The following is a 16454-nucleotide window of genomic DNA, read 5'->3' as shown; positions in this document are numbered from 1 at the left end:
AAAAACCCAATCCAAATCCAGGCGGGCGCCCCCACTCTACTCGATTCTTTCCGGGCGCGGATAGAGGGCCTACAGCCATTTCGGGCCAGCCGCTTTCGATCACGGCTGCCGACGTAAACACCACACGGCTCCGGGCACGTCGGTTTCTCCCTCTCGCCGCAGGGTAAAGTTCTGGTGATAGACGGGATCCAGCCCTGCCCGTTCTGCCTGCTGCAGCACGTAGGCGGCGGAGTGGGCAGAGCGCCCCGTGGTGGATCCCAGCTCGTAGCCGGGGGCGGATCCCTGCTCGACGGTGAAGGCCAAAAGCCCGCCGGGATTGAGCACCCGCCCACAGGCCGGCAAGACCTGGGCCAGATCCCCCAGATAGATAAACACATCTGCCGCCAGGAGCAAGTCGTAGCGCTCTGAGGTCTGCTGCAGCAGCTCCAGCAAGTCCCCCTGAATCAGGTGGTCGTAGATGCCCTTTTGCCGGGCAATCTCCACCATGCGGGCGGAGAGATCCACACCCCGCAACTATCCAACGTAGGAGCGCACCTGGGATCCCGCCAGGCCGGTGCCACAGCCCAGATCCAGCGCCCGCTCAAACCAAGGAGACGCTCCCCCTGCGGCAGCCAGGATCCCTTGCCGCACAGCCTGTGGCCCCTGGTAGTTCAGTTTTTCCAGCAAATGCTGCTCAAAGCGGGGCGCATATTCGTCAAATAGACGTCGCACCCACTCCGGAGGAGTCCTGTCGGGCAGGGGCAGCTCCCCCACAATGGCCAGCATGTAGCGGGCATCGCTGTGTTCGGGCTGCAGGGCGAGCGCCCGCCGAAACCAAGAGCTGGCCACCTCCACTTGTCCCTGCTTCCAAAAGCCCATGCCGATCTGCTAAGGAATGTCTGCCTCTTGCTGGGATCCCTGCCAGGCCTGCAAATAATGGGCCAGAGCCGCCTCGTATTCTCCTCGCATCTGCAGCAGGTCGGCCAGCTCCACCCGCCCCATCAGCAGCGCTGGATCCCGGGCCAGGGCTTGCTCGAAGAGCCGTTGCGCCTGCTTTTTCTCGCCCATCTGCCGCAGTACTCCCCCCAGCAGCGCATGAACCTCAGCGGCCAAGCTGGCGGGAGCGACAGGCCACGATGGCCTGTTGGTAGTGCAGCATGGCGGCAGGGTAGCGACCGGATCCCTCCTCGATGCGCCCCAAAAGAGCATGGGCTTGCGTCAAGGCAATGGCCTCTTCCAGATCAGACCGGTCGGCAGCGGCGAGGATCTGCTCACAGAGCTGCCGGCAGCCAGCCCATTCCCCCCGCCGGAAGCGGCCTGCCGCCTGTCGGGCCGAGAGGAGCGGCTGTTTTTTCGCCGGTTTTCCAAAGCCCTTAGCCATCTCCCCAGTGTAGGAGAACCTAGCTTTCTCTCACGATATGCCCACGATAGGGGCATTCCAAATTGGCGACAATCTTGAGCACTCCCCAGTTGGGGATCGACACAACAGACAGCTTCGCTATGCTCTGGAACCTGGGTCTGGTTGCGGCTTGGGATGGGTGTAAGGTTGCTCCTCTCAGGCTGTGGCCATGGCCTTCGCGGCCTTTAAAATGAGGTAATCCAACATGCCGGTGTTCTCTTCGCCGCGGTAGTTAAAAGTGGAGCGCACCAGCCACAGCCCCTTCCGAGTTCGGCAACAGAGGTTGAGCAGCGTGCGAGCCAGGATTTGGTGACGTGCCTGTAGGTCTTGGGCTGCATTGAAAACCTCCCCATCCCACTCCGGCGTCAGCACACGGCTGTTGTAAAGCACACGCCAAAGAGAACGGGACCAAAGCGGATTCGTGATGTCGAACCAGAACTGATAATCCGCCTGCAAACCTCGGTTGATATAGGCCACCGGCGTCGCCACCACGAGGTAGCGGGAATAGTCGGGCTCGAAGCGGCTGTTGCTGGGGGTTTGTCCCGAGCGGATCATGGCCAAAAAGGCACGATCCTCTTCCGCAGGAAAGGCCCGGCGAAACCGTTGTGCCGCGTCGATCAGCGCTTGCAGCAGCTCTTGGTCTTGGGGCAAATCCATCCCCTGGGCTAGGTGCTCGGCGAAAAACCGCTGGAAGAAAGCGGCCAGGGAGGGCCCGCCGCGGTAGCTGCGCAGCCAATCCAGCAGCTTCTGGTAGCGCTCCAGGTTGGCAAACCCCACCCGCTCCGGCTGTCGCACGGCGGTCTTGGGCCGCAGGGAACGCCCTACCGGGTCAAGGGTATCTTCGGCCAGCAAAGCCGCCCGGATGGGATCCAGATCCAACACCCTGCCCAGGAGCAGTCGCCAGGCCGGCAAGGTGGGAAAAGCTCCCCACTCGGGATGGGCCACTTCCGCCGCCGTCAGCAAAGCCCGCACCAGTGGGTAGCGGATCAACGCCGGGAAAGGGGCGATCGGCAAGACCTCCGGCAACTGCTCCTGCAAGCTCAAGCTCACCCCCGCATCCATGCGAGGCAGCAGGACGGCGATGCGAGAGGCCGGGATCCCGGCCCGCAAAAGCTGCCGGATCTGGGCAACCATCGCCTCCACCGCCGCGAATTGGGTCTCGCCCTCCAGCACCTGCACCCTTGGCAGCCTCTCTGCCAGAGGCTCCGTCAGGGGATGGTCAAACCGCGGATCCAGCACCCGCGCAATCTGCAGTCCCAGGCGGATCATGCCGGCTGAGCCGCGGTAGCTCCCCTCCAGAAGCTGAACCTGGGTGTTTTCCCTCAGAAAGCGAGCCACGGCCTCTGGGATCCCCGTCAAAGAGACCCCGCCGCCGATGGTATAGCTGAAAAACTGGCTTTGCAGATGGGCTTGCCCTTGCCGGTAAAACTCCAGCGCCACCCCGCAACTGTCCTCCGCCTGATCCACGATCAGGTGATCCCACTCCTGCCAAAACTCCGCCAGCGGCAGGATGTGCTCGCCAAACAGCCGGATTTGCAGGCCGAAGTCCAGGGATCCCAGCCGCAACCCCACCTCCCACAGCCGCTCCACACAACAGCCCATCGCCTGCAAGGCCTCTGCCCGCCCCGGATCCCCCTCCGCCGGCCAGGCCGCCGCCAGCCGGGATCCCACCGCTTCCGCCGCCAAACCCGAAGCCCCCGCAATATAGGCAGCGCTGCTGATCTGATCCCAAATCTGGAACTCCTCCAGCCCAAGATCGGCAAAGACCTCCCCATGCCGCGGACACAAAGCACAGGCTCGCCCACAGAGAAATTGGGCCAGATCCTTGGCCAAGGGAATTGGCTCAAACGAGCGCGGCAACTGGGGAACCCGCTCGCACACCTGCGGCCAGTGATCGGCCAGAGAGCGCCCCACCCGCTGCAAAAACGTCTCGATCCGCCACGGGCCCACCCAGCTCGAGCTGAGCTGCTGTAAGCGCCGCAACACCCCCTCTGCCTGCCGCTGGCTGCGCACCAAAAACAAGATCCGGCCCGGATCGGTTCCCGCCCGCAACAAATCCAGGTAGCGATCTACACAAGCCTGGGTCAGCCCGCTGCCCGCCCACCCCATCACACTCCTAAAAGGAGGTGGCTCTTGCCGTCGATAGCTCTTTTCGCCCACCAGAGCGGCTTTCACAGTCGCTGCCCCCCGACCGAGCCATTTTCTCGGCAAAATCTGGACAAACAGGTCTTCACCTCATTATGATGTACTACTGTTGCCAATTAAGTCCGCCCGCTCTGACGACGGCTCTCGGCAACCTAGCGTACTGCTAAACCAGATACTGCCTCTTTGCAGGTAAGTCTGAGCAGTCTTTGAAAGCAGTTTGGCGTGTGATTTGAGGGTGAATTAAGCAAAGGGAGCAGCGCTGCTGGCGCTGTTTGGCCTGCGGGGATCCAAAGATTCCTTTTCGTTGCTTTTTCGCCTGAGCGGGCAGCCTCAGCTAGTCCTGAGCTTCCTGCTGCCGCGCCGTTGCTGCCTGGATCCGGCTCATTGAGCCAGTTGCAAGCTGACAGAAGCGAGTCGCAGAGGCTCGAGAGGAGGTTCTCGTGGCGCTTGGCATCCTTGGAAGAAAAGTCGGCATGACCCAGATCTTCTCTCCGGAAGGGTTGGCCATTCCGGTCACGGTCGTGCAGGCGGGGCCTTGCACGGTAACCCAGATCAAGACCCAAGCCACAGACGGCTACAACGCCGTGCAGTTGGGCTACTGGCCCACCGCCGAAAAGCACCTCACGCGAGCCCAGCGGGGCCACCTGAGCAAAGCGGGGGTGACGGAGCTGCTGCGCCACCTGCGCGAGTTCCGGGTCGACCAGCCAGAAGCTTACCAGTTGGGGCAAAAGATCACCGTCGAGATCTTCTCTCCGGGCCAGTTGCTGGATGTAGCCGGCACTTCCATCGGGCGGGGGTTTGCCGGCTACCAGAAGCGGCACCACTTTGGTCGCGGCCCCATGTCTCACGGCTCCAAGAACCACCGCCGACCGGGTTCTGTTGGCGCCGGCACAACCCCTGGCCGCGTGTTTCCGGGGCTACGCATGGCGGGCCGGATGGGAGGCTGCCGCGTCACCATTCGCAAACTGCAGTTGGTGCAGGTGGATCCGGAGCGGAACTTGCTGATCATCAAGGGCTCTGTGCCCGGCGTGGAAGGGGGGCTGCTGGAGATTACCCCTGCCAAGCAGGTGGGCAACAAACGCTAGGAAAGGAATCCCTGGCAAAGGCTGACCAGCATCTGCAAAGACGAGGAAACCATGGCAAGTTGTGTGGTGAAAAATTGGCAAGGGGAAACGGTGGGCAGCGCGGAGCTAAGCCTCAAAGTTGCCCGTCCCGAAACGGCCTCCCACATCCTCTATCTAGCTCTTCGCCGGCAGATGACCAACGCCCGCCAAGGCAACGCCCACACCAAGACCCGGGCTGAGGTGCGCGGTGGCGGCCGCAAGCCCTGGAGGCAAAAAGGCACCGGCCGGGCCCGCGCCGGCTCCATTCGCTCCCCCCTTTGGCGCAAGGGTGGAGTGATCTTCGGCCCCCGCAAGCGGGAGTACAACCTGGCCATGAACCGCAAAGAGCGGCAACTGGCTCTGCGCACTGCCCTGCAAAGCCGGGTGGAAGACCTGATCGTGGTGGAAGATTTCCAGGATCAGCTCAACCCGCCCAAGACTCGCGCCGTGGCCCAAGCTCTGCTGCGCTGGGGGGTGATGGAGGATCAGTCGGCACTGCTTATCGTCGCCGAGCGCTCGGAAGCCGTCGAGCGAGCCGTACGCAACATCGCCCGCGTCAAGCTGATCGGCCTGGATCAGCTCAATGTCTTTGATCTGCTCAACGTCGATTGGGTGCTGATTACCACCTCTGCCCTGGAGAAGCTCAAGGCCCGCTGGGGATCCGGCGCGGCAGCAGCAGCTCCAACCCAAGCCGATCGCCTTGAAGATCAGGCTCAGGCGGCAGAGCGAGAAGCTCGGCCAGTCGAACAAGCAGAAGGTCAAAGCCAGGAGCAGGAAGAGCAAGCAGAAGCTCAAGCCCAGCCAGAGGCTCCCCCGGCGCAGGCTGATCAGGCTAATCAAGTAGCTCTAGCAAACCCACAAGTTCAGGAAACCCAGGAGGAAGAGCTGGCCCAAGCACAAGAGCGAGAAGTTCAGGGACAAGCGGAACTAGCCCAAGAAGCAGAGCCCCTTGCCCAGCCGCCAGCTGGCGAGGAGGCCGAAACAGCCGCAGCAGAGGAGGAAGACAATGACTGAGAGCAAGCGGATCCTGGCCGATGTCCTGTTGCGTCCCGTCATCACCGAAAAGGCAACTGCCCTGATGGAACAGCGCAAATACGTCTTTGAAGTGATGCCCACTGCCACCAAGCCGCTCATCCGCGCTGCCGTCGAGGAGATGTTTGGGGTGCGGGTCACCGCCGTCAACACCCTTAAACTGCCCCGCAAGCAGCGGCGGGTAGGCCGTTCTGTCGGCTATCGCAGCCGTCCCAAGCGAGCCATCGTGACCTTGGCCGAAGGCGACTCCATCACCCTCTTCCCCGACACCTAACCAAACCCCTCTTCCCGCTTCGAGTTTTATTGCCACCCGTCCTTCACCCCCCCTCGAGCCATGGGCATTCGTACCTTCCGACCCTATACCCCCAGCACCCGCCACATGACGGTCTCCAACTTCGAGGAGCTGTCGCGGGACGAAAACGGCAAGCGGCCCAGACCGGAGAAGTCGCTGCTGCAATTCATCCACCGCAAAAAAGGGCGCAACAACCGCGGCGTCATCACCTGCCGCCACCGAGGCGGCGGCCACAAGCGGCTCTACCGCATCATCGACTTCCGCCGCGACAAGCGCGGGATCCCGGCCACCGTCAAGACCATCGAGTACGATCCCAACCGCAGCGCCCGCATCTGCTTGGTGGAATACGAAGATGGCGAGAAGCGATACATCCTCGCTCCCCGCAACCTCGAGGTGGGAGCCACCATTATGGCGGGGCCCGATGCCCCCTTTGAGCTTGGCAACGCCATGCCCCTGGAGCGGATCCCGCTGGGGACGGTGGTTCACAACGTGGAGCTGTATCCCGGCCGCGGTGGGCAAATTGTTCGCGCCGCCGGGGCCGGCGCCCAAGTAGTAGCCAAAGAGGGCAAGTATGTCTCCCTCAAGCTGCCCTCCGGCGAAGTCCGCATGATCCGAGGCGAGTGCTACGCCACCATCGGCCAAGTGGGAAATGTTGACCACAGCAACCTCAGCCTCGGCAAAGCGGGGCGTAGCCGCTGGCTAGGTCGCCGTCCCCACGTGCGCGGCTCGGTGATGAACCCTGTCGATCACCCCCATGGCGGTGGGGAAGGAAAAGCCCCCATCGGCCGCAGCACCCCTGTCACCCCCTGGGGCAAGCCCACCCTGGGATACAAAACCCGCAAACGCAACAAACCCAGCAACAAGTTCATCGTGCGCGGTCGCCGTCGTGGCGGCCGCCGGGACAAGAGCGGGAGGGCCGCTCAATAAGAGTCCGGCCATCTGCTGCGCCCCTGAATTTTCTTTTTCTTTCGACCCTTACCAGCTTGCCAGACTGTTGAGGTTGCTATGGGACGTTCACTCAAAAAAGGCCCTTTTGTCGATGCCAAGCTGCTTCTCAAAATCGAGAAGATGAACGAGCGCAATGAGAAGCAGATGATCAAAACCTGGTCGCGAGCCAGCACCATCCTGCCCGTCATGATCGGCCACACCATCGCCGTGCACAACGGCAAGCAGCACGTGCCCATCTACATCACCGATCAGATGGTGGGCCACAAGCTGGGGGAGTTCGTCCCCACCCGTACCTTTCGCGGCCACGCGGGCAGTGACAAAAAAGCTGCCCGCCGTTAAGTCCAGCAACGAACAGAAGAGGCAATAAGCTAGGAGAGCGCCATGGCCGATCCATCCCCTGAAATCAAAGCGGTAGCTCGCTACATCCGCATGTCCCCCTATAAGGTGCGGCGCGTGCTGAACCAGATCCGGGGGCGCACCTATGCCGATGCCCTGATCCTGTTGGAGTTCATGCCCTACGCCGCCTGTGAGCCGGTTCGCAAGGTGCTGCGCTCGGCGGTGGCCAATGCCGAACACAACAACGGCCTGGATCCTCGGGACCTGGTCATCAGCAAGGCCTACGCTGACCAGGGGCCGACGCTGAAGCGATTTCGCCCCCGCGCCCAAGGTCGTGCCTACCCAATCCGCAAGCGCACCTGCCACATTACCATCGCCGTCCGGCCCATAGAACCTGAAGCGGCGACGGCCTCCTAGACGCCTGTACCCCCAGACTTTACCCCTCAACTGACACCACCATGGGACAGAAGATTCACCCCACCGGTTTCCGCCTCGGCGTTATTAAGGAACATCGCAGCCGCTGGTTTGCCGATCCAGCTCGCTACCCAGCCCTGCTGCGAGAGGACGATCTCATCCGCGCCTACCTGACCAAGCAGTTGAGCAGCGCCGGCCTGGCCGACATTCAAATTGAACGCAAAGCGGATCAGATCGACCTCGAGATCCGAGCCGCTCGCCCTGGAGTGGTGGTTGGTCGTGGGGGATCCGGCCTCGACGCCCTGCGCCAGGGCCTGCAGAAAGAGCTGAGCTCACACGGTAGCCCCGAGCGAACCATTCGCATCAATGTAGTAGAGGTCACCCGTGCCGATGCCGAGGCGGTTTTGCTGGCAGAAAACATCGCCCAGCAGTTGGAGCGGCGGATCGCCTTTCGCCGCATCGTGCGCCAGGTCATCCAGCGGGCCCAGCGGGCGGGGGTGCAAGGGATCAAAATTCAAATTGCCGGGCGGCTGAACGGAGCCGAGATCGCCCGCACCGAATGGACCCGGGAAGGGCGGATCCCTTTGCACACCCTGCGGGCAGATATCGACTATGCCGACCACATCGCTCAGACCACCTTTGGTGTCATTGGGGTCAAGGTCTGGGTTTTCAAAGGAGAAGTTCTCCCCGGGCAGGAACGGCCCGAACAAAAAGTTCCCCTGCAACAGCCCAAGCGGCGGCAGCAGCGGCGGCGGCCCACTTTTGAAGACCGCTCAGCAGTGGAGGCCTGAGGGCCAGCACCCGAAAATCCAGGGATCCCCATCGCAGTTGATTTAAGGAACGGCCATGTTAAGCCCCAAACGAACCAAATACCGCAAGCAACAGCGCGGGCGCATGAAAGGCAAAGCGACTCGCGGCAACCGCATCAACTTTGGGGAATACGGCCTTGTGGCTCTAGAACCCGCCTGGATCACCGCGCGGCAGATCGAGGCCAGCCGTCGGGCCATGGCCCGCTACGTCCGGCGGGGAGGCCAAATCTGGATCCGCATCTTTCCCGACAAGCCCGTTACCCAACGGCCTGCCGAAACCCGCATGGGATCCGGCAAAGGCAACCCCGAATACTGGGTTTGCGTCGTCAAGCCGGGCCGTATCCTCTTCGAGATGGGAGGAGTTCCTGAAGCCACGGCCCGAGAGGCGATGCGCCTTGCCGCCCAAAAGCTGCCGATCAAAGTCAAGTTTGTAACCAAGGCTAACTTTGAGGAGCCGGAACCTGTTCAGAAAGCAGCTCCAGAAACAACAGAAGTAGCAGCCAGCGCTATTTGAGGGAGGAGAGTTGAGCCATGCCCATGCCTAAAATTGCCGACGCTCGCGCCCTATCCGACGAAGAATTGAGCCAGGAGATCTACGCCGTCAAGAAAGAGCTGTTCGAGCTGCGTTTGCAGCAGGCCACGCGGCAGTTGAACCAGCCCCATCTCATTCGCCTGCGCAAACACAAGCTGGCCCAACTGCTGACCGTTGAGTCAGAGCGCAAGCGCGGCAAGTCCTTGTCCTCAACTCAGACCCAGAAGGAGGAGTAATGCCTGCTCGCGAAAAGATCGGCGTTGTCGTCAGCAACAAGATGCAAAAGACAGTGGTCGTTGCTGTGGAAAACCGGGTTGCCCACCCCAAATACGGCAAAATCGTCGTCAAAACCAAAAAGTTTAAGGCCCACGACGAAGAGAACCGCTGTCAAGAAGGGGATCTGGTGCGCATTACGGAAACCCGTCCCCTCAGCCGCACCAAGCGTTGGCGAGTGGCCGAAATCATACGGGAGGTCAAGAAACTATGATTCAGCAGCAGACCATGTTAACGGTAGCTGACAACACCGGCGCCCGCAAGCTGATGTGCATCCGCGTCCTGGGCAGCAGTGGCCGTCGCTACGCCAGCCTGGGAGATGTGATCGTTGGCGTCGTCAAAGACGCCCTGCCCAATATGCCGGTCAAAAAATCCGACGTCGTCAAGGCTGTGGTCATCCGCACCGTCGATACGGTACGCCGCCCCGACGGCATGTGCATCCGCTTCGACGACAACGCTGCCGTGATCATCAACGACGACGGCAACCCCCGCGGAACCCGCGTTTTCGGCCCTGTAGCCCGCGAGCTGCGGGAGAAAAACTTCACCAAGATCATCTCCCTTGCCCCGGAGGTTCTGTAATGGTTCGTCCCCTCAAGCCCAGCCAAATTCGACGGCTGATTCGGCAGACCGGCGTTCGCAAGCACCGCAACAGCCTACGCTACAAAATGCGCATCAAGAAGGGAGATACCGTCCAGGTGATCTCCGGCGACGACAAAGGCAAAATCGGCGAGGTGCTGCAGGTTTTTCCCGAACGCAACATGGTCTTGGTGGAAGGGGTAAACATAGTAACCTACCACCGCAAGCCGCAACGGGAAGGCGAAAGTGGTCGCATCGAGACCAAAGAAGCCCCGATCCACGCCTGCAAGGTGATGCTCTATTCCAAGAAGCAGGAAGTGGCCAGCCGTATTGGCTATCAAATCACCGCCGATGGCCGCAAAGTCCGTGTCCTCAAGAAAACCGGCGAGATCCTCGACTAGCCGTCCCTTTTTCGATAGAGCTCTGACCCAGCCCAGAGCCCCCAGGAGAACCGACCATGCCCCAGCGTCTGCAAATCCTCTACAACACCGTCATCGTTCCCAAGCTGCAAAAAGAGTTGGGCTACACCAACATCCATCAGGTGCCGCGTCTGGAAAAGATCGTGATCAATCGCGGCCTGGGAGATGCCTCCCAAAACGCCAAGGCCCTGGAATCCTCCATCGCCGAGATCAGCGCCATCACGGGCCAGCGTCCGGTGATTACCCGCGCCAAAAAGGCGATTGCCAGTTTCAAAATCCGCAAGGGCATGCCGGTTGGCCTGATGGTGACCCTGCGGCGGGAGCGCATGTACGCGTTTTTGGATCGGCTGATCAACATTGCCCTCCCTCGTATCCGCGACTTCCGTGGCGTCAGCCCTAAATCTTTTGATGGGCGGGGCAACTACACCCTTGGTATTCGCGAGCAACTGATCTTCCCCGAAATCAACTACGACTCTGTAGACCAGATCAGAGGTATGGACATCTCCATTGTGACCACCGCCGAAACCGACGAAGAGGGCCGTGCCCTGCTCAAAGAGTTTGGCATGCCCTTTGCCTCTTAAGGTTTGCCCATCTGCAATTGTCTCGACTTGATCGATCTTCCGAGGAGCACCGACCCACCCATGGCCCACACCAACGACACGATCGCCGACATGCTCACCCGCATTCGCAATGCCACCATGGCTCGGCATGAATCGGTGGCGGTCCCGGCCACACGCATGACCCGCAGCATCGCTCGCGTTCTTCATGAGGAAGGTTTTGTGAGCGACTGGAAGGAAGAGGGAGAAGGGATCCACGCTCAGCTTGTGTTGCGGTTGAAGTACAAGGGCAAAGGTCGTAAGCCGATCATCAATGGCCTGAAGCGGGTGAGCCGGCCCGGGCTGCGAGTTTACTGCAACCACAAAGAACTGCCTCGGGTGTTGGGAGGAATTGGGATTGCCATCATCTCCACCTCCAACGGCATCATGACCGACCGGGATGCTCGCAAGCAGGGCATCGGCGGCGAAGTGCTCTGCTACGTCTATTGAGTTGTTCTCTTGCCAGGAGTTGGCCCATGTCTCGCATTGGCAAACGCCCCATCGCCCTTCCTGCCAAGGTAGAGGTTCAGATCGAGGGGCAGCAGATCTCGGTAAAAGGCCCGAAGGGAGAACTGTCTCGCAGTTTGCCCCCCTTGATTGCGGTGCATCAAGAAGCCCAGACGCTCAAGGTCAGCCGGGTCAACGAGTCTCGCCCGGCCCGCCAACTGCACGGCCTCTGCCGCACCTTGGTTGCCAACATGGTGGACGGCGTATCTAGGGGATTTGAGCACAGGCTGGAATTGGTGGGTGTGGGCTACCGGGCTTCCACCCAGGGCAACAAGTTAATCTTGAACGTTGGCTACAGCCACCCAGTGGAGATCCCTTTCCCGCCAGGGATCCAAATAGCGGTTGAGGGCAACAACGTCATCGTCGTCTCAGGTATCGACAAAGAGCTGGTGGGCAACACGGCGGCGCGGATTCGGGCCGTCCGTCCGCCAGAGCCCTACAAGGGCAAAGGGATTCGCTATGTAGGGGAACAGGTTCGTCGCAAAGCAGGTAAATCCGGGAAGGCCAAGAAGTAGCTATGAAAATCACTCGCAAAGCTGCCACCCAACGTCGCCATCGCCGCATTCGCCGCAAGGTCTTCGGGACGCCCGAGCGGCCCCGTTTGGCCGTGTTTCGCTCCCATCGCCACATCTACGCCCAGGTGATCGACGATGTAGCCCAGCACACTTTAGTCTCTGCCTCCACGCTGGACAGGGAGCTGCGGGAAGCCTTCAAAGACATTGGCACGGCCACCCGAGAGGCTGCCGCCGTGGTGGGTCGCTCCGTTGCCCAACGGGCCTTACAGGCAGGCATTTGTCAAGTGGTGTTCGACCGCGGCGGCAAGCTCTACCACGGGCGTGTCCAGGCCCTGGCGGAAGCCGCCCGCGAAGCAGGCTTACAGTTCTAGGCCCTGAGGAGATGGCATATGGCTGAGCAAAGAGAACGTCGCAGAAGCAAAAAGAGCCGCGAAGAGCAGACTAGCGAGTGGCAGGAGCGGGTCATCCAGATCCGGCGCGTCACCAAAGTAGTTAAGGGCGGCAAAAAGCTGAGCTTCCGGGCCGTGGTGGTGGTGGGCAACGAGCGCGGCCAGGTGGGGGTTGGCGTGGGCAAAGCCAACGACGTCATCGGGGCTGTGCGCAAAGGAGTTGTGGATGGCAAAAAGCACCTAATCGAAGTGCCCCTCACCAAGGGTCTGTCTGTACCCCATCCCATGCGGGGATCAGGCGGTGGGGCCACTGTCCTGGTGATGCCGGCAGCTCCCGGGACAGGGGTCATCGCCGGGGGAGCGGTGCGCACGGTTCTGGAGCTGGCGGGCGTGCGCAACAGTTTGGCTAAGCAACTGGGATCCAGCAACCCCCTCAACAACGCCCGTGCCACCATTGACGCGCTGCGGCGGATGCGCACCTTTGAGCAGGTAGCTGAAGATAGAGGGATCGACGTGCGCCGCCTGTTTGGTAAGTAACAGCAAGTTAGCCGGAGGTCAGTATGCGACTAGAAGACATTCGCCCCCAACCAGGTTCGACGCGGCGGCGACGACGCCTGGGCCGTGGCATCGCTGCTGGACAGGGAGCCTCCTGTGGCAAGGGAATGCGGGGACAGAAGGCGCGCAAAGGAGGCGGTCCCCGGCCCGGCTTTGAGGGAGGCCAGACCCCCCTCTATCGGCGGCTGCCCAAGCTCAAGCACTTCCCCCGCTACGTGCGGCGCCCCCAGTACACCCTGATCAACCTGCGCGCTTTGGCCAAGTTGCCCGCTGGCAGCGAGGTCAGCTTGGAAAGCTTGATGGATTTGGGGATCGTGACCACCAACGATGGCCCGCTGAAGATCTTGGGAGACGGGGAAGTGGGCGTGCCCCTGACGATCAGAGCGGCTGCCATCACCCCCTCAGCCCGAGCCAAGGTCGAGGCAGCCGGGGGTCGGGTGGAGCTCGTGGGATCCCAGACTGCTTCCGCTGGATCCTAAAATTGGGCTGCAGTTTGCAGCTTCTCTATTTTGCCGACTTTCCCACCGGCAGCGTAGAGTGGTAAATAGCTCACCTTGCCTTTCCCTTCCGCGAGGTTTTCTAGATTTATGGCTGACCCACGAGGCTCCGCTCCCTCCGCCCAAGAGACCTTCATGCAGATGGCCATGGCTTCTGGCCTGCGCAGACGTCTGTTTCTTACCCTAGGCCTGTTGCTGTTGGTGCGGCTGGGCATTTACATTCCCATCCCCAGTATTGACCGAGCTCGCTTTGCCGCCGAAGCCGCCAACAGCCCTGTGTTTGGCTTTCTGGATGTCTTCTCGGGCGGCGGTATCTCCGCTTTGGGGATCTTCGCCCTCGGCATCCTGCCTTTCATCAACGCCTCCATCATCATGCAACTGCTGGTCTCGGCCATTCCGGCCCTGGAGAACCTGCAGAAAAACGAGGGGGAGCAGGGGCGGCGACAGATTTCCCAGTACACCCGCTACGTTACCCTGATTTGGGCCATCATCCAGGGCATCGGCATCTCCTTCTGGGTGCGGGAGTTCGCCAACACCAGCAACGAGTTGGCCTTTGTGGCCTCCACCACCCTGGCCCTGACGGCAGGTTCCATGTTTGTCATGTGGTTGGGGGAGATGATCACGGAGAAGGGGGTGGGCAGTGGGCCGTCGCTGTTGATCTTCGTCAACATTGTCGCCACGCTGCCCCGCGCTCTGGGCCAGACCATCAGCCTAGCCCGTGCTGATAGCAGCACCATCGGCGGCATCTTGGTGTTGATGGCCGTCTTCCTAGCCACCATTGTCGGCATTGTCTTCGTCCAGGAGGGCAGCCGCAAAATCCCTATTGTCTACGCCAAGCGCCAGGTGGGCAACAAGCTATTCCGTGAGCAGAAGAGCTACCTGCCCCTGCGGCTAAACCAGGGGGGCGTGATGCCGATCATCTTCGCCTACTCGGTGATGTCCCTGCCCTTTGCCTTGGCCCAGTACACCCAGAACCTGACTTTGGTGCAGGTGGCCAACCTTTTGGCCCCTACCTCTTGGTTTTACATTCCCTTCTACTTCGTGCTGATCCTCCTCTTCAGCTATTTCTACGCCTCTTTGATCATTAACCCGGTGGATCTGGCGCAGAACCTGAAGAAGATGGGGGCCAGCATTCCGGGAGTCCGCCCGGGCAAGGCCACTGCTGAGTACATCGAAGGGATCCTCAACCGGCTGACCCTGCTGGGGGCCTTGTTCTTGTGTGCGGTGGCCATCATCCCGACGACGGTGGAGCGGGCGACCGGCATCACCACTTTTCAGGGCTTGGGGGCAACTTCGCTGCTGATCCTGGTGGGGGTGGCGATCGAGACCTCCAAACAGATCCAGACCTACGTCATTTCGCAGCGTTACGAAGGGATGGTCAAGCAATAGTGCCGAGGTTAATCTTTTTGGGGCCGCCGGGAGCGGGCAAGGGCACCCAGGCAGAGCGGCTGGCAGCGATCTACCACACGCCCAAAATTTCTACAGGCGACCTGCTGCGGGCAGAGGTGAAAGCCCAAACGCCGCTGGGGTGCCAGGCTAAGGTGTACATGGATGCGGGAGAGCTGGTGCCTGACGAGGTGTTAATTGGGATGGTGAAGGGCCAGTTGCAACACTCGCCAGCGCAGGGCTGGATCCTGGACGGCTTCCCCCGCACCCTGGCGCAGGCGGAGGCTTTAGAAGAGCTGTTGCGGGAGTTGGGGCAAGACTACGACCACGTTCTCAACCTGGAAGTGCCGGACGACGTGGTGGTGGCACGGCTGTTGGCCCGCGGCAAGGAGCAGGGGCGCAGCGACGATGCCGATGAGGCGGTGATCCTCAAACGCTTGCAGGTGTATCGGGAGCAGACGGCTCCGCTGATCGACTTTTACGAGGCCAGGGGTCGTCTGCGACGGATCGATGGCAACCAGCCGATGGAATCGGTACAAGAACATCTGCGGGCTCTCTTGGAAGGCTTCAGGAGGACAGCGTGATCAAGACGGGGGCGGGAAATCTCTCCCCGCGGCGGGGCATGCAGCTCATTGAGATCAAGTCCCGCCGGGAGGTGGAGAAGATGCGGCGGGCCGGGCGGGTGGTGGCCCAGGTGCTGCAGGAAATTGCCGAGTGTCTGGAGCCAGGCTGGACAACGGCAGACATCGATGCCTATGCCGAGCGGCGGGTAGCGGAGTTGAATGCCCTGCCCAGCTTCAAGGGCTACTACGGCTTTCCCGCCTGTGTCTGTGTCAGCGTCAACCATGAGGTGGTACACGGGATCCCCAGCCCCCGCAAAGTGGTGCAGCCGGGGGACATCGTCAAGGTGGATTTTGGCGCCATGGTCGAAGGCTGGCATGCCGACTCTTGCATCACCATTGGCCTGGAGCCCCTCGGCGATGCCGCCCGCGACCTGATCGACACAGCGGCCAAAGCGCTGCAGACGGGCATTGACCACGTGCGCCACGGCGTCTGGCTGCAGGATGTCTCAGGCGCCATCGAGGACTACATCCAGGGGCGGGGCTACTCCGTGGTGAAGCAGTACGTCGGCCACGGCGTGGGGCGCAACTTGCACGAGGAGCCGCAGTTTCCCCACTACCGCACCCGCGACCTTCCCAATCCCAAGCTGCGCTCCGGCATGACGGTGGCAATCGAGCCGATGGTGAATGCAGGGGGAGAGGCCACGCGGGTGCTCTCGGATGGCTGGACGGTGGTGACGGTGGACGGCTCTTGGTCGGCCCAGTTTGAGCACACGGTCTTGATCACGGACTCTGGGGCTGAGATTTTGACGGATCGCACCCCTTTTCAGTCCTAGGGATCCCTTGCTGAAGGGCGGCAACGGCTAGGATAGAAGAGGTGGAGTATTGTTTCGGCTCTTAACTCGCTCTTAACAGGGCGGGTTTCCTATCGATATTTCTGTTGTGTTGTTTTTTAAGGAGGGTTCCTTGTCTAAAGAAGACGCCATTGAAGTGGAAGGGGTGGTTACCGAGTCCTTGCCCAACGCCATGTTCCGGGTGGACCTGGACAACGGCTTTAACGTCCTTGCCCACATCTCCGGCAAGATCCGCCGCAACTACATCAAGATCTTGCCCGGCGACCGGGTCAAGGTAGAGCTCAGCCCCTATGACCTGAACAAAGGGCGCATCACTTACCGCCTCAAGAAAAAGTAGC

At 61.2% G+C, this 16454-nt stretch carries 27 protein-coding genes; 22 read left to right on the top strand and 5 right to left on the bottom strand.

Annotation, left to right across the window (positions count from 1 at the left end):
* Nucleotides 1–99 precede the first annotated feature (99 nt).
* The 5 genes from ACVW0R_RS06215 to ACVW0R_RS06195 all read right to left on the bottom strand — a co-directional run bounded on the left by ACVW0R_RS06215 (nt 100) and on the right by ACVW0R_RS06195 (nt 3553).
* Entirely contained in the window at nt 100–504 is a 405-nt protein-coding gene (locus tag ACVW0R_RS06215; protein ID WP_143597405.1) for a class I SAM-dependent DNA methyltransferase, read from the bottom strand.
* 9 nt (nt 505–513) lie between these two features.
* Nucleotides 514–858: a class I SAM-dependent DNA methyltransferase gene (locus ACVW0R_RS06210; RefSeq protein ID WP_049749740.1), complete on the bottom strand. Its 345-nt coding sequence runs from the start codon at nt 856–858 to the stop codon at nt 514–516.
* Nucleotides 859–867: 9 nt separating this feature from the next.
* Nucleotides 868–1188: a tetratricopeptide repeat protein gene (locus ACVW0R_RS06205; RefSeq protein WP_457501811.1), complete on the bottom strand. Its 321-nt coding sequence runs from the start codon at nt 1186–1188 to the stop codon at nt 868–870.
* A complete protein-coding gene (locus ACVW0R_RS06200) occupies nt 1082–1360 on the bottom strand; it encodes a hypothetical protein (RefSeq protein WP_457501810.1) in 279 nt (92 codons plus the stop codon). The genes ACVW0R_RS06205 and ACVW0R_RS06200 overlap by 107 nt, the downstream gene beginning before the upstream one ends.
* 174 nt (nt 1361–1534) lie before the next feature.
* Nucleotides 1535–3553: a PD-(D/E)XK nuclease family protein gene (locus ACVW0R_RS06195; RefSeq protein ID WP_143596958.1), complete on the bottom strand. Its 2019-nt coding sequence runs from the start codon at nt 3551–3553 to the stop codon at nt 1535–1537.
* Between the two features lie 410 nt (nt 3554–3963).
* On the opposite strand from ACVW0R_RS06195, the gene rplC reads away from it, so the two are divergent.
* The 22 genes from rplC to infA all read left to right on the top strand — a co-directional run bounded on the left by rplC (nt 3964) and on the right by infA (nt 16453).
* Nucleotides 3964–4608, top strand: a complete 645-nt coding sequence (rplC, locus tag ACVW0R_RS06190) for a 50S ribosomal protein L3 (protein ID WP_011430047.1) — start codon at nt 3964–3966, stop codon at nt 4606–4608.
* Between the two features lie 51 nt (nt 4609–4659).
* On the top strand, nt 4660–5640 hold the full coding sequence (gene rplD / locus ACVW0R_RS06185) for a 50S ribosomal protein L4 (RefSeq protein WP_011430046.1): 981 nt from the start codon (nt 4660–4662) through the stop codon (nt 5638–5640).
* Nucleotides 5633–5932: a 50S ribosomal protein L23 gene (locus ACVW0R_RS06180; protein WP_011430045.1), complete on the top strand. Its 300-nt coding sequence runs from the start codon at nt 5633–5635 to the stop codon at nt 5930–5932. The genes rplD and ACVW0R_RS06180 overlap by 8 nt, the downstream gene beginning before the upstream one ends.
* Before the next feature lie 60 nt (nt 5933–5992).
* A complete protein-coding gene (gene rplB / locus ACVW0R_RS06175) occupies nt 5993–6877 on the top strand; it encodes a 50S ribosomal protein L2 (protein ID WP_011430044.1) in 885 nt (294 codons plus the stop codon).
* Nucleotides 6878–6955: 78 nt separating this feature from the next.
* Entirely contained in the window at nt 6956–7237 is a 282-nt protein-coding gene (gene rpsS / locus ACVW0R_RS06170; RefSeq protein WP_457501809.1) for a 30S ribosomal protein S19, read from the top strand.
* A gap of 42 nt (nt 7238–7279) precedes the next feature.
* On the top strand, nt 7280–7651 hold the full coding sequence (gene rplV, locus ACVW0R_RS06165; RefSeq protein ID WP_011430042.1) for a 50S ribosomal protein L22: 372 nt from the start codon (nt 7280–7282) through the stop codon (nt 7649–7651).
* Nucleotides 7652–7692: 41 nt separating this feature from the next.
* Nucleotides 7693–8439 (top strand): 30S ribosomal protein S3, encoded by a 747-nt coding sequence (rpsC, locus tag ACVW0R_RS06160; RefSeq protein WP_011430041.1) that lies wholly within the window; start codon nt 7693–7695, stop codon nt 8437–8439.
* 55 nt (nt 8440–8494) lie between these two features.
* Nucleotides 8495–8971 carry a 50S ribosomal protein L16 gene (gene rplP, locus ACVW0R_RS06155; protein ID WP_011430040.1) on the top strand — a complete coding sequence of 159 codons (477 nt, stop codon included), beginning with the start codon at nt 8495–8497 and terminating at the stop codon, nt 8969–8971.
* Between the two features lie 17 nt (nt 8972–8988).
* On the top strand, nt 8989–9225 hold the full coding sequence (rpmC, locus tag ACVW0R_RS06150) for a 50S ribosomal protein L29 (protein ID WP_011430039.1): 237 nt from the start codon (nt 8989–8991) through the stop codon (nt 9223–9225).
* Entirely contained in the window at nt 9225–9476 is a 252-nt protein-coding gene (gene rpsQ / locus ACVW0R_RS06145; protein WP_011430038.1) for a 30S ribosomal protein S17, read from the top strand. Before rpmC ends, rpsQ begins: the two co-directional genes overlap by 1 nt.
* Nucleotides 9473–9841, top strand: a complete 369-nt coding sequence (gene rplN, locus ACVW0R_RS06140; RefSeq protein WP_011430037.1) for a 50S ribosomal protein L14 — start codon at nt 9473–9475, stop codon at nt 9839–9841. Before rpsQ ends, rplN begins: the two co-directional genes overlap by 4 nt.
* Entirely contained in the window at nt 9841–10239 is a 399-nt protein-coding gene (gene rplX, locus ACVW0R_RS06135; protein ID WP_011430036.1) for a 50S ribosomal protein L24, read from the top strand. The genes rplN and rplX overlap by 1 nt, the downstream gene beginning before the upstream one ends.
* A 56-nt stretch (nt 10240–10295) precedes the next feature.
* Nucleotides 10296–10838 (top strand): 50S ribosomal protein L5, encoded by a 543-nt coding sequence (rplE, locus tag ACVW0R_RS06130; RefSeq protein ID WP_011430035.1) that lies wholly within the window; start codon nt 10296–10298, stop codon nt 10836–10838.
* A gap of 60 nt (nt 10839–10898) precedes the next feature.
* Entirely contained in the window at nt 10899–11303 is a 405-nt protein-coding gene (gene rpsH / locus ACVW0R_RS06125) for a 30S ribosomal protein S8 (RefSeq protein WP_011430034.1), read from the top strand.
* Between the two features lie 26 nt (nt 11304–11329).
* Complete coding sequence (rplF, locus tag ACVW0R_RS06120) at nt 11330–11875, top strand: 50S ribosomal protein L6 (protein ID WP_457501808.1); 546 nt, start codon at nt 11330–11332, stop codon at nt 11873–11875.
* A gap of 2 nt (nt 11876–11877) precedes the next feature.
* Nucleotides 11878–12246 carry a 50S ribosomal protein L18 gene (gene rplR, locus ACVW0R_RS06115; RefSeq protein WP_011430032.1) on the top strand — a complete coding sequence of 123 codons (369 nt, stop codon included), beginning with the start codon at nt 11878–11880 and terminating at the stop codon, nt 12244–12246.
* A gap of 18 nt (nt 12247–12264) precedes the next feature.
* Nucleotides 12265–12801 carry a 30S ribosomal protein S5 gene (rpsE, locus tag ACVW0R_RS06110; RefSeq protein WP_011430031.1) on the top strand — a complete coding sequence of 179 codons (537 nt, stop codon included), beginning with the start codon at nt 12265–12267 and terminating at the stop codon, nt 12799–12801.
* A 23-nt stretch (nt 12802–12824) separates the two neighbouring features.
* Nucleotides 12825–13298, top strand: a complete 474-nt coding sequence (gene rplO, locus ACVW0R_RS06105; RefSeq protein WP_011430030.1) for a 50S ribosomal protein L15 — start codon at nt 12825–12827, stop codon at nt 13296–13298.
* 108 nt (nt 13299–13406) lie between these two features.
* The gene (secY, locus tag ACVW0R_RS06100) at nt 13407–14705 is read left to right on the top strand and encodes a preprotein translocase subunit SecY (RefSeq protein WP_099812200.1); all 1299 of its coding nucleotides are present in this window, start codon (nt 13407–13409) and stop codon (nt 14703–14705) included.
* Complete coding sequence (locus tag ACVW0R_RS06095; protein WP_011430028.1) at nt 14705–15286, top strand: adenylate kinase; 582 nt, start codon at nt 14705–14707, stop codon at nt 15284–15286. Before secY ends, ACVW0R_RS06095 begins: the two co-directional genes overlap by 1 nt.
* A gap of 38 nt (nt 15287–15324) precedes the next feature.
* On the top strand, nt 15325–16098 hold the full coding sequence (gene map / locus ACVW0R_RS06090) for a type I methionyl aminopeptidase (protein ID WP_011430027.1): 774 nt from the start codon (nt 15325–15327) through the stop codon (nt 16096–16098).
* A gap of 130 nt (nt 16099–16228) precedes the next feature.
* The gene (gene infA / locus ACVW0R_RS06085) at nt 16229–16453 is read left to right on the top strand and encodes a translation initiation factor IF-1 (protein WP_011430026.1); all 225 of its coding nucleotides are present in this window, start codon (nt 16229–16231) and stop codon (nt 16451–16453) included.
* The last annotated feature ends 1 nt before the right edge of the window (nt 16454 follow it).

The sequence above is a fragment of the Thermostichus sp. MS-CIW-15 genome, assembly GCF_054060575.1.
Note: the sequence above shows the minus strand (reverse complement) of the source record. Positions and strands in the feature narration are given on the sequence as shown.

Coding starts and splice junctions, on each gene's coding strand:
- rplN (WP_011430037.1), top strand. CDS start 9,473: ATGATTCAGCAGCAGACCATGTTAACGGTAGCTGACAACACCGGCGCC.
- ACVW0R_RS06210 (WP_049749740.1), bottom strand. CDS start 858: ATGGGCTTTTGGAAGCAGGGACAAGTGGAGGTGGCCAGCTCTTGGTTT.
- rplB (WP_011430044.1), top strand. CDS start 5,993: ATGGGCATTCGTACCTTCCGACCCTATACCCCCAGCACCCGCCACATG.
- ACVW0R_RS06205 (WP_457501811.1), bottom strand. CDS start 1,188: ATGCTCTTTTGGGGCGCATCGAGGAGGGATCCGGTCGCTACCCTGCCG.
- ACVW0R_RS06180 (WP_011430045.1), top strand. CDS start 5,633: ATGACTGAGAGCAAGCGGATCCTGGCCGATGTCCTGTTGCGTCCCGTC.
- rplR (WP_011430032.1), top strand. CDS start 11,878: ATGAAAATCACTCGCAAAGCTGCCACCCAACGTCGCCATCGCCGCATT.
- rplV (WP_011430042.1), top strand. CDS start 7,280: ATGGCCGATCCATCCCCTGAAATCAAAGCGGTAGCTCGCTACATCCGC.
- rplE (WP_011430035.1), top strand. CDS start 10,296: ATGCCCCAGCGTCTGCAAATCCTCTACAACACCGTCATCGTTCCCAAG.
- rpsQ (WP_011430038.1), top strand. CDS start 9,225: ATGCCTGCTCGCGAAAAGATCGGCGTTGTCGTCAGCAACAAGATGCAA.
- rplP (WP_011430040.1), top strand. CDS start 8,495: ATGTTAAGCCCCAAACGAACCAAATACCGCAAGCAACAGCGCGGGCGC.
- rpmC (WP_011430039.1), top strand. CDS start 8,989: ATGCCCATGCCTAAAATTGCCGACGCTCGCGCCCTATCCGACGAAGAA.
- rpsE (WP_011430031.1), top strand. CDS start 12,265: ATGGCTGAGCAAAGAGAACGTCGCAGAAGCAAAAAGAGCCGCGAAGAG.
- rpsH (WP_011430034.1), top strand. CDS start 10,899: ATGGCCCACACCAACGACACGATCGCCGACATGCTCACCCGCATTCGC.
- rpsS (WP_457501809.1), top strand. CDS start 6,956: ATGGGACGTTCACTCAAAAAAGGCCCTTTTGTCGATGCCAAGCTGCTT.
- rplO (WP_011430030.1), top strand. CDS start 12,825: ATGCGACTAGAAGACATTCGCCCCCAACCAGGTTCGACGCGGCGGCGA.
- rpsC (WP_011430041.1), top strand. CDS start 7,693: ATGGGACAGAAGATTCACCCCACCGGTTTCCGCCTCGGCGTTATTAAG.
- rplF (WP_457501808.1), top strand. CDS start 11,330: ATGTCTCGCATTGGCAAACGCCCCATCGCCCTTCCTGCCAAGGTAGAG.
- map (WP_011430027.1), top strand. CDS start 15,325: ATGCAGCTCATTGAGATCAAGTCCCGCCGGGAGGTGGAGAAGATGCGG.
- rplD (WP_011430046.1), top strand. CDS start 4,660: ATGGCAAGTTGTGTGGTGAAAAATTGGCAAGGGGAAACGGTGGGCAGC.
- rplX (WP_011430036.1), top strand. CDS start 9,841: ATGGTTCGTCCCCTCAAGCCCAGCCAAATTCGACGGCTGATTCGGCAG.
- ACVW0R_RS06200 (WP_457501810.1), bottom strand. CDS start 1,360: ATGGCTAAGGGCTTTGGAAAACCGGCGAAAAAACAGCCGCTCCTCTCG.
- secY (WP_099812200.1), top strand. CDS start 13,407: ATGGCTGACCCACGAGGCTCCGCTCCCTCCGCCCAAGAGACCTTCATG.